A 10,622-nucleotide genomic window follows, 5' to 3' on the forward strand; every position below is an offset into this window, starting at 1 on the left:
TCAAAATGATTAATTCAACCCTCAATTCAAAACCGCTATGCACACACTATTCCGAAAGGATGCAAACTATCCGCCACGCCTAAATGATTTGTTTGACCCTCCCAGTCCCCTATATATATGCGGCAATCTAGACTTACTGAAGATGCCCATGATTGCCGTCATTGGATCCCGTCAAGCGAGCGCCAACGGTCTCAGGAATGCGGCCTTATTTGCAAATCAACTCGCCCAATCTGGGGCCCTGATCATTTCTGGGCTAGCCAGAGGCATAGATGGTGCCGCCCATCGCGCCACAATAAACGCACCCGGCAAGCATTTCACTGCAGCTGTTTGTGGGACAGGCCTAGACACTGTTTACCCAAAAGAACATCGAGAATTGGCCGCCAATATTTGTCAACGAGGCTTATTAATTTCTGAGCTAGACCCCGGAGTGGGGCCCAAACCCTTCCACTTTCCCAGGCGGAATCGAATTATTGCCGCCCTGGCTTTGGGCGTAGTTGTAATCGAGGCAGCAGAACATTCTGGCTCACTGATAACCGCACGAATTGCCGCAGATCTGGGGCGAGAGGTTTTTGCACTACCCGGCCCCGCACATGACCCACTTTATGCGGGCTGCCACCAACTCATTCAGCAGGGCGCCAAATTGGTTTGCAAGCCAAAAGAGGTGTTGGAAGAGCTCATTTTTGATAAAAACAGCATTTAAAGGGTAAAAAATGCGGTTTTCCTTAAGTTGCGGTCCAAAAATAGGGGCTTTTTGGACATTTCTAGATTTATCGGTTAATAATAAAAAAGAGGGTTTAGAGGGGGTAAAGCCAAATTCAGGTTAAATTGGCTCTCCTTATTACCCAGCAAAAACATTCATTTCAGCTCAAATTTAGGCAAACGCGTGGCAAAAGCACCTTCCAAAAGCAGCTCCAAAACCTCTTCGGTAGACCACCCTAAGGCACTCATCATTGCCGAAAAACCTTCAGTCGCCAATGACATTGCCAAAGCCTTGGGCGGATTTACAAAATATGAAGACTATTTTGAGAGCGATGATTTTCTGATCTCTTCTGCAGTCGGTCATTTATTGGAAATTGCCGCTCCTGAAGAATATGACGTTAAGCGTGGCAAATGGTCTTTTGCCAACCTTCCTGTCGTGCCGCCTTATTTTGATCTGCGCCCTATTGCCAAAACAGAATCACGTTTAAAGGTTTTGCAAAAACTGATTAAACGGAAAGATGTCGCCTCACTCATTAATGCGTGTGACGCGGGACGTGAAGGTGAACTAATTTTCAGATTAATTGCACAACATGCAAAAGCGTCACAAACTGTAAAACGGCTTTGGCTGCAGTCCATGACGCCAGCCGCAATACGAGAAGGATTTACAAACTTACGTACCGATGAAGACATGCAGCCTTTGGCTGATGCTGCACGTTGCCGCTCTGAAGCGGATTGGCTTGTAGGCATTAATGGTACTAGGGCAATGACTGCCTTCAATAGCAAAAGTGGCGGATTCTTTTTAACTACCGTTGGGCGCGTTCAAACGCCCACACTCTCTATCGTGGTTGAACGTGAAGAGCTCATTCGCAAATTTGTATCGAAAGATTATTGGGAAGTAAAAGCCGAATTTATCGCGGCAGCTGGCATCTATGAAGGCCGCTGGTTTGATCCTAAGTTTAAAAAGGATGTTGCTGAGCCAGACGCTCGCGAGAACCGCCTCTGGAGTGAAGCAGCGGCGCAAAGTATTGTGACTGCTTGTCGCGGGAAAAAAGCCAACGTTACTGAAGAATCGAAACCTGCAACACAACTTGCCCCACAACTGTTTGACCTTACCAGTTTGCAACGTGAAGCAAATGCGCGCTTTGGTTTCTCAGCAAAAAATACTTTGGGTTTGGCGCAGGCACTTTATGAGCGCCACAAAGTTCTGACATATCCACGTACTGATGCAAAAGCACTTCCTGAAGACTACTTAGATACCGTTAAGCAAACTGTCGAAAACCTAGCAGAGCATTCTCAAGAATATCGGCCATTTGCTAAACAGATTTTGCAAGGAGACCCCAAGGATGCAAAAGCTGGCTACGGTTGGATCAATCCTAATAAACGCATCTTTGATAACTCCAAGATTTCGGATCACTTTGCGATCATTCCAACGCTGGAAGCGCCAAAAAGCCTCAGCGAGCCTGAGGCAAAGTTATATGACCTCGTGGTGCGTCGCTTCTTAGCAGTCTTTTATCCTGCTGCCGAATTTAAAGTAACCACTCGCATTACAGAAACCTCAGGCCACCATTTCAAGACGGAAGGTCGCGTGCTTGTTAACCCTGGGTGGTTAACTGTTTATGGCAAGTCCAACCAAGCAGATGATGAGCTTGCACCAGTTCAAGAGAGCGAGTCTGTGCAAACAGAATCCGTCGTTGCTGTTCCACTGAAAACAAAACCGCCTGCACGCTATTCAGAAGCAACCTTACTTTCCGCCATGGAAAGCGCGGGCAAGTGGGTTGATGATGATGAGATGCGTGAGGCTATGGCCGAGAAGGGCCTAGGTACACCGGCAACGCGTGCCGCCATTATCGAAGGCCTGCTAGCAGAAAAGTATATTGTGCGTGAAGCTCGCGAGCTTATACCGACCGCAAAAGCATTCCAATTAATGACGCTGTTGCGTGGACTTGATGTTGAAGAACTCACTCGCCCAGACTTAACGGGTAGCTGGGAAAACAAGCTGTCCCTCATCGAGCACGGCAAGATGAATCGCGATACCTTCATGCAAGAAATCGCGCAAATGACTCAGCGCATTGTGAAGCGCGCAAAAGAATATGACAGCGACACCATTCCTGGTGACTACGCCACTCTGTCAACTCCTTGCCCACACTGCAAAGGGCCGGTAAAAGAAAACTATCGTCGCTTTGCCTGTGAAAAATGTGGTTTTACGATTAGCAAAACACCCGGTGGTCGCGCATTTGAATATCCAGAAGTGGAAGAGCTTTTGCGTGAAAAAACGATTGGGCCTCTTCAAGGGTTCCGCAGCAAAATGGGGCGCCCTTTCGCGGCAATTATTAAGCTTACTGAAATCCCAGAGGACGATGCCGACTATCCAAACGCTGGCTACAAACTCGAATTTGATTTTGGCAACACGCAAGACGATGAAACCGAAGCAATTGATTTCACGGGACGCCAAGCCTTAGGAGTTTGTCCAAAATGCTCAGGCGCGGTATATGAAGATGGCATGCGTTACGTATGCGAAAACAATACTGGCCCCAATAAGACCTGCGACTTTAAGACTGGCAAAGTGGTGCTGCAACAAGAGGTGCCTGCCGAGCAGATTCAAAAACTTTTAAAAGAGGGCAAAACGGACTTGCTGAGCAACTTCAAGTCCAATCGTACCGGGCGTGGCTTTAAGGCTTATTTAGCTTTGGGCTCTGATGGAAAAATTGGCTTTGAGTTTGAGGCCAAAGCACCAGGCGCCGCTAAAGCGCCCGCCAAAAAACGGGCGGGTGCCAGCGCTGCTACTAAGTCGGCGGCAAAACCCAAGCGGGCTAGCAAAGCGAAGTCATCTGCAAGTAGTTGAGCGCTAATTAATTTCGCCGCCAAAGCAGACCACAATATTCCTCGCGATCCCAGAGCGGTTGCAAGGAATATTCCTGGTCGATGGGGAAGCGCGCCAATAATAGGCAAACGATCGCCGGCAACACACCGCACGCCCACAAAGTGGTCATGCTTTACAAGACTACTGGTATCTCCATCTAAATAGTTCACCAAATTTTTAGCTTGTTCGCGATTAAAGTCATCACTTGCCTGTCTTGGGATGAGATCATCCTCACCCTCATCAAAACTCGAGCCAACTATCCAGCGGTAGCCTCCATTGCTTAATCGTTCTGCAGGCAAGCAGTAGCCATCACCAGATAATCCGACCTTAGGCAACTTTTGAACCCACGGATCATTTGGTTTAATCGAGAACATGCTCAGCTGCCCACGCACCGGCTTTAAAGGCAAACGAACCCCCATGCTATTGAGTAACTTTTTGCTCTCCATTGCCGCGGCGATCACCACCTTATTTGCGGAAACGATTACTCGATCATCTGAGTCCAATAGAAACCATTTGCCGTCACGCTGTTCAAGCTTTGCAACTTCTGTATTCCACAAGCATGTCAAACCTTGCTGTGGTTGCAAAAGGTCTTTGCTCGCCTTCGACAAATCCAAGCAGGCGCCTCTTGAAATCCAAACGCCACTTTGTGGGATTCCACAAACTTTTTCAGCCTCTTTACCGTCCAAGGGTATAGCGATATCCTCGCCAAGCTCTAATGAACGTAGGTGCTCAACAAGCTCTGCGCGATCAAATGTTTTCCCTTTTTTAGTTGGCTGAAAAATGCCATGGGCGCGCCAACTCTCACCCCACCTCGCCTCGGCCAATAAAAAAGCCAATCGAGTTAAGCGCAATAAACGGGGCGAGCCTTTTCCTATATGGGGATGCGCGATAGCATAAGCATGCCTCGAGCAAGCGCTGGCGGGAGAGCCACCAGCATCAACAACGCAGACCGACTGATTGCGGGCAAGCAACTCATTGCTGATGGTTGCGCCACAGATACCAGCCCCAATCACCACGATGTCATGGTGTTGGGGTTTGGTCATTAATAACTTTTAATAAAACGAGAATTGCTTTATGAATTAAGCGCTCAAACGTTGTTCGATCTTGGCACGAGTTTCTTTTAACTCTTTAGGCAAACGCTCACCAAGATGCTCAAACAATTCAGTATGCAGCTTCAGCTCATTGTTCCATTCATCGATTGCAACGGTGATCGCTTTAGCAAATTTCTCTGGGGAGTAATCCAAGCCACCCCAATGCATATCGGCGTACTCAGGCGTAATACCAAATGGGGTTTCTTTACCATTTGCTTTGCCCTCTGCACGATTTAAGATCCACGAGAGAACGCGCATGTTTTCACCAAAACCTGGCCATACAAATTTGCCGCCTTCATCTTTGCGGAACCAATTCACGCAATAAATTTTTGGCAATACCGCGCCTTCGGCTTCTAATTTCTTGCCGATATTGAGCCAATGCTGGAAGTAATCGCTCATGTTGTAACCAGCGAATGCGATCATTGCAAATGGGTCACGACGAACAACACCGATCTGGCCAGTAATAGCTGCAGTGGTTTCAGAGCCCAAAGTAGCGGCCATGTAAACACCCTCAACCCAATCCCGAGCTTCGCTTACCAAAGGCACCGTATTGGAACGACGGCCGCCGAACAAGAATGCATCAATTGGAACGCCTTCTGGGTCATCCCATTTAGGATCTACCGCAGGATTGTTAGTTGCAGCCACCGTAAAGCGTGAGTTTGGGTGAGCAGCTTTGCGGCCGGCTGCGCCATCAGCTGGCGTCCAATCTTTGCCTTGCCAATCGATCAAATGTGCAGGAGGGGTCTCTGTCAAACCTTCCCACCAAACATCACCGTCATCTGTCAAACCTACGTTAGTAAAGATCACATCTTGATTTAAGGAGTCGATACAGTTTTGATTGGTTTGACGATTCGTGCCAGGAGCAACGCCAAAGTAACCAGACTCTGGGTTAATCGCGAACAAACGGGTCTTGCCAGTAACCGCATCTTTACGTGGCTTGATCCATGCAATGTCATCACCAATGGTAGTTACTTTCCAACCATCAAATCCTTTTGGTGGAATCATCATGGAGAAATTGGTTTTTCCACAAGCCGAAGGGAATGCTGCAGCAATATGGTATTTCTTGCCCTCAGGAGATGTCACACCCAAAATCAACATGTGCTCAGCCAACCAACCTTGGTCGCGGCCCATATTGGATGCGATGCGCAACGCAAAACATTTCTTACCCAACAAAGCATTACCACCATAACCTGAACCAAAGGACCAAATCTCACGAGTTTCTGGGTAGTGAACAATGTACTTGGTCTTATTGTTTGGCCAAGCAACATCTTTTTCGCCGGCAGCCAATGGCTTGCCCACAGTGTGAATACAAGGAACGAATTCGCCATCGGCGCCCAGTTGATCAATAACTGCTTTGCCCATGCGGGTCATGAGGCGCATATTGATTGCAACATAAGGGCTATCGGAGAGCTCAACACCAATATGTGCGATTGGAGATCCAATAGGACCCATTGAAAATGGCACGACATACATTGTTCTACCGCGCATACAGCCATCAAACAAAGGCTGCAATGTTGCACGCATTTCGCTTGGCTCTACCCAGTTATTGGTAGGACCAGCATCTTCTTTTTTGGCAGAACAAATAAATGTACGATCTTCAACGCGCGCTACATCCTCAGGATCGGACAAGGCTAAAAATGAGTTTTTCCGCTTGGCAGGATTTAGACGCTTGAAAACGCCCGCGCTAACCAACAACTCACAAAACTCATCATATTCAGCTTGAGAGCCATCACACCAGCGAATGGCATCAGGCTTCGTAAGGGCAGCAACCTCTGCAACCCATTTAATTAAATTTTGGTTTTTTAGGTAAGCCGGCGCATTTACATTGATTTGGCCGCTAGCAGTTGAGGTCATATGTTTCCCTATGAAAATTGAATTTTTTAATCCGATGATTTTAACATTTTGGTCATATTTGCCGTATTGACCGCCTGTACATATCTAGGGGTTCAGGGCTGTGTTAGGGCTCTATTTGCCGATACAAAATTGACTGAAAATTTTGCCCAAAAGGTCATCCGGAAGAAGTTTCCCGGTAATTTGTCCAAGGTGATTTTGGGCTAAAGCGAGCTCTTCTGCGAGCAATTCCAGTGAATTGTTGCCATTTGCTGCGAATTGCTCAGATCTTGCAATATGTTCTGAGGCCCTCTCGATACAGTCTAGATGGCGTCTTCGGCTCACAACGACGCCCTCCTGTGTGCCGCCCCAGCCAACCCTTTTTAGGATTTCTTGCTTTAAAGCATCCACTCCCTGTCCGGTTTTGGCCGAAATCTCGAGGGCGCCATCTACGGCAGGGCTGTCGTCGTCCCCCAAAAGATCGGCCTTATTAACTACCTCCAAAATTGGACATTTAGGAGGAACGGCTTCTAAAACACAGTTTTTCAGGTCCGGGTCTTCTGGCTCTACATTCGGGGCGCTAAGGAAAATGACGAGATCAGCGGAATGAATAGCCTCCCAGGTTCGCTCTATTCCTTTTGCCTCAACCTCATCTGAGGTTTGTCTTAATCCGGCCGTATCAATCACATGCATCGGCACACCCTCAATTTGGATGCTTTCCTTAACCCGATCTCGAGTGGTGCCCGCGATTGCAGTAACAATTGCAACCTCCTCACCAGCCAAGGTATTTAATAAAGAGCTTTTACCCACATTTGGAGCGCCAACCAAAACCAGTTGTATACCGTCTCGCAAAATCTTGCCTTGCTTAGCGCCAGTTTGCAATGTTTGCAGTTTTGTTTTAACGGCGCTTAAACGTTCGCGCGCATGAGCGTTTTCTAAAAACTCAATCTCCTCTTCAGGAAAATCTAGGGTGGACTCCACCAATATGCGTAATTGGGTAATTTCTTCAACTAGGCCATTCACATTTTCTGAGAAGTTGCCCTGCAAAGATCTTGCAGCACCTCGTACGGCAGCCTCACTTTGTGCATCAATCAAATCCGCAATTGCTTCGGCCTGAGCCAAATCAATCTTGTTATTCAGATAAGCACGCAAACTAAATTCGCCAGGCTCAGCAATTTCAAGGCCAATAGGCTTCCCCAACTCAAGGCATCGCTGCATAACCAACTCCAGCAAATGCGGACCGCCATGACACTGCAACTCAAGAATGTCCTCGCCCGTAAATGAAGCTGGTGCGACAAAATAAATTGCCAGCACCTGATCAATAAGCTGCCCAAGCCGATCCCGAAGGGGCAGTAGTGTTGCTTGTCTTGCTTGAAGATTCTTTTGAAAAAGGGCCTGAATAAGCCCTGTTAAATTCTGGCCGCTAATGCGGATAATGCCCACACCCGCCTTGCCGGGGGCGGTAGCAATAGCAATGATGGGGATCTTACGCGTCATCATTGCTATTCGCCCTCGATAAACCTATGCCATTTTTATTTGGCAGGTTTTTTGCCAAATAGTTTATTAATTTGCCACTGTTGTGCAATTGACAATAGGTTGTTCACCACCCAATACAAAACAAGGCCGGCAGGGAAGAAGAAGAACATGATCGAAAAAACAATCGGCATGTACAACATCACTTTGGCCTGCACTGGATCTGGTGGTGTTGGATTGAGCTTGGTCTGCACAAACATAGACACAGCCATGATCACAGGCAATATGTAATATGGGTCTGGAACTGATAGGTCATGGATCCACAAAACCCAAGGCGCGCCGCGCATTTCCACAGAAGATAGCAGCACCCAATATAAGGAAATAAACACTGGAATCTGAATCACCACTGGCAAACATCCACCCAGTGGATTGATCTTTTCCTTGCGATACATTTCCATCATCGCTTGATTTAACTTTTGTGGCTCACCCTTGTACTGCTCTTTCATGGCCATTAAACGTGGTTGCACCTCTTTCATACGAGCCATGGATTTATAGCTAGCAGCGGAGAGCGGGAAGAAAACCAACTTGATCAAAATGGTCAGAAGAATAATTGACCAACCCCAGTTACCAACAATATTGTGGATATGTTCAAGCAACCAAAAAATGGGTTTTGCCAAGATGGTTAAGTAACCATAATCTTTTAGCAACTCAAGGCCGGGGGCAATTTTTTCCAACATACGCTCTTCTTGCGGGCCAACAAAGAGTTGCGCGTTTGCTGTAATGGTTGTGCCAGCAGCAATTGTTCCCAGCTGGCTCTGCATGCCTACTCGATACAGGCCGTTATCTAATCTTCCAGAGTAAATATCTCGAACTAGTTTTGCATCTGGAATCCAAGCGCTGGCAAAGTAATGCTGAACCATTGCCACCCAACCCGGCTGACCTGCGGCAATTTGCGCTGGTGCCACAAATTTATTTTTCTCTAAATCAGCGAAAGGAACTTTTTTAAACTTATCACCATCGGTGTAAATAGCAGGCCCCGTAAAGGTGCTTGCAGAGAATGCGCCGCCAAACGGACCAACTTTTGCTTCTTCTGAGCCGTCACGAACAATCTCTGTATACAAATTTAATGGCACGGCATTGGCGGAGATCTGAGTGACACGGTGTCCAACATACACATCGTAGCTCCCTGGATTCAGAAGAAAGGTTTTTTCCAACTTCACACCATTGCGCTCGCTTGATAAAACTAAAAACGGTCTTCCAGAGCCATCTTTACCTGAGCGATCAAGCTTAAAAACACTATTGTGATTCGGCAAGTCAACATTACCTACCGCCACCAAGCCCGAACGAGCTACATAGGTATGTGTTGCTGTATGTTTAAAAATTTCTACTGGCTTTTCATCGGCCGTTAATTCTTTTAACAACTTAGCGTCAATCACGTTCGCGCCAGCAGAGCTAATCTGCAAAGATAAAAGATCGTTTTCTAGCGTAAAAGTTTGCGCATTATCGGTGGTGACGGTTTTTGCTGTGGGTGCTTGTGGTGTTGCAGCACCAGAAATTGCAACGGGCGCGTCCGCTTTTATTCCATTGGCTTTATCAGCCGCTGTAGCGCTCACATTTTGCTGGGGGCCAGCAAACATGGAGGGTTTGCCTTCATAAACCTGCCAGTTGTTGTAAAGCATGAGCCCCGATAAGGAAAACACAGCCCAAAGAATTGTTTTTTTAAAGTCCATTTAATTTGCTTTACTAATGTTTACTGGTGTGATGTATGTTTTACAGCAGGATCGTAACCGCCATGTGACCAAGGATTACAGCGCAATATTCTCCAGCCTGTGAGCCCGACACTCTTGAGAAATCCATAGTGATGAAAACAGTCGCAAGCATACTGCGAGCATGTCGGCACATACTTACAGCGCGATCCCAAATAAGGGCTCAGCGCTAGCTGATAGCCTCTAATGATTTTAGTTGCGACGGCATTTAAGATGCGCAATTAAATAAGCTCCGCCACCTGGGACCGAAGGAGATCTTTCTCTTTTTTTCTGAGCCTACCGCGCGTTTGTTGGCCAATTGGTTTCTTGAGCTTAACTACAACATCTTTGTTTAAGCTTGTTGCTTGTGCTGCCCAAACCAAACTGCGAATCATTCTTTTGATGCGGTTACGATCCACCGCGCGTTTTGCCAATTTCTTGGCAACCGCAATTCCTAAATCAGGATTGACAGCGTTTGCAGCGCCCGCAGAATACATGCCCCAATACAAGTTTGTTTTAGGGCGCGTTTTGAGTAATTCAGAAATCCTTGCGCTATTCAACTGTGAATTAAACAGCTAAGCGTTTGCGACCTTTGGCACGACGTGCATTTAATACGGCACGACCGCTTTTGGTTTTCATGCGAACACGAAATCCGTGTGTACGCTTACGACGGGTTACTGATGGTTGGTACGTTCTTTTCATGATAGATCCCTGCAAAACCCAATATTTTCCTTGTTGCAGAGCAAAAGGTCAATCTATCTCAATAAATATGTAGGTGTTTTTCACTATTTTTGAGTGTTTTTTATCTAAATAGTTAATTTATAAGTAATTTTTTTGTTTATTCACAAGTTATCCACAGGATTTCCACGACTTTTTGCCTTGTGGATAACTTTATGAGATCGCTACAATGGATCCTCCAAAAAT

The 10,622-nt window shown here is 46.8% G+C and carries 8 protein-coding genes and 1 pseudogene; 2 read left to right on the plus strand and 7 right to left on the minus strand.

Translation table 11 applies throughout. The annotated features are described in order from the left end of the window. Positions 1-37: 37 nt before the first annotated feature. Positions 38-700, plus strand: a complete 663-nt coding sequence (gene dprA / locus IC571_RS10420; RefSeq protein ID WP_215316592.1) for a DNA-processing protein DprA — start codon at positions 38-40, stop codon at positions 698-700. 183 nt (positions 701-883) lie between these two features. Then, on the plus strand, positions 884-3,541 hold the full coding sequence (locus IC571_RS10425; protein ID WP_215316594.1) for a DNA topoisomerase III: 2,658 nt from the start codon (positions 884-886) through the stop codon (positions 3,539-3,541). Here IC571_RS10425 and mnmC read toward each other — a convergent pair. The 7 genes and pseudogenes from mnmC to rpmH form a co-directional block, all read right to left on the minus strand. After that, positions 3,511-4,602 (minus strand): annotated as a pseudogene (gene mnmC, locus IC571_RS10505) (FAD-dependent 5-carboxymethylaminomethyl-2-thiouridine(34) oxidoreductase MnmC); the annotation flags it as partial. The gene IC571_RS10425 and the pseudogene mnmC overlap by 31 nt on opposite strands. 36 nt (positions 4,603-4,638) lie before the next feature. After that, on the minus strand, positions 4,639-6,504 hold the full coding sequence (locus IC571_RS10430; RefSeq protein ID WP_215316596.1) for a phosphoenolpyruvate carboxykinase (GTP): 1,866 nt from the start codon (positions 6,502-6,504) through the stop codon (positions 4,639-4,641). A gap of 111 nt (positions 6,505-6,615) precedes the next feature. Continuing rightward, entirely contained in the window at positions 6,616-7,980 is a 1,365-nt protein-coding gene (mnmE, locus tag IC571_RS10435; RefSeq protein ID WP_215316597.1) for a tRNA uridine-5-carboxymethylaminomethyl(34) synthesis GTPase MnmE, read from the minus strand. 32 nt (positions 7,981-8,012) lie between these two features. Next, positions 8,013-9,683, minus strand: coding sequence for a membrane protein insertase YidC (gene yidC, locus IC571_RS10440; protein ID WP_215316599.1), 1,671 nt, complete (start codon positions 9,681-9,683; stop codon positions 8,013-8,015). 20 nt (positions 9,684-9,703) lie between these two features. Beyond that, positions 9,704-9,940, minus strand: a complete 237-nt coding sequence (yidD, locus tag IC571_RS10445; RefSeq protein ID WP_215316601.1) for a membrane protein insertion efficiency factor YidD — start codon at positions 9,938-9,940, stop codon at positions 9,704-9,706. Beyond that, a complete protein-coding gene (rnpA, locus tag IC571_RS10450; RefSeq protein WP_215316603.1) occupies positions 9,941-10,258 on the minus strand; it encodes a ribonuclease P protein component in 318 nt (105 codons plus the stop codon). It lies immediately after the preceding gene. Positions 10,259-10,265: 7 nt separating this feature from the next. Continuing rightward, on the minus strand, positions 10,266-10,400 hold the full coding sequence (gene rpmH / locus IC571_RS10455; RefSeq protein ID WP_082784010.1) for a 50S ribosomal protein L34: 135 nt from the start codon (positions 10,398-10,400) through the stop codon (positions 10,266-10,268). Between the last annotated feature and the right edge of the window lie 222 nt (positions 10,401-10,622).

The sequence above is a fragment of the Polynucleobacter sp. MWH-UH2A genome (assembly GCF_018687195.1).
Taxonomy (GTDB): Bacteria; Pseudomonadota; Gammaproteobacteria; order Burkholderiales; family Burkholderiaceae; genus Polynucleobacter.

Excerpts from the sequence above, each read along its gene's own strand:
- yidC (WP_215316599.1), bottom strand. The coding sequence starts at position 9,683 with ATGGACTTTAAAAAAACAATTCTTTGGGCTGTGTTTTCCTTATCGGGG.
- mnmE (WP_215316597.1), bottom strand. The coding sequence starts at position 7,980 with ATGATGACGCGTAAGATCCCCATCATTGCTATTGCTACCGCCCCCGGC.
- rpmH (WP_082784010.1), bottom strand. The coding sequence starts at position 10,400 with ATGAAAAGAACGTACCAACCATCAGTAACCCGTCGTAAGCGTACACAC.
- IC571_RS10430 (WP_215316596.1), bottom strand. The coding sequence starts at position 6,504 with ATGACCTCAACTGCTAGCGGCCAAATCAATGTAAATGCGCCGGCTTAC.
- dprA (WP_215316592.1), top strand. The coding sequence starts at position 38 with ATGCACACACTATTCCGAAAGGATGCAAACTATCCGCCACGCCTAAAT.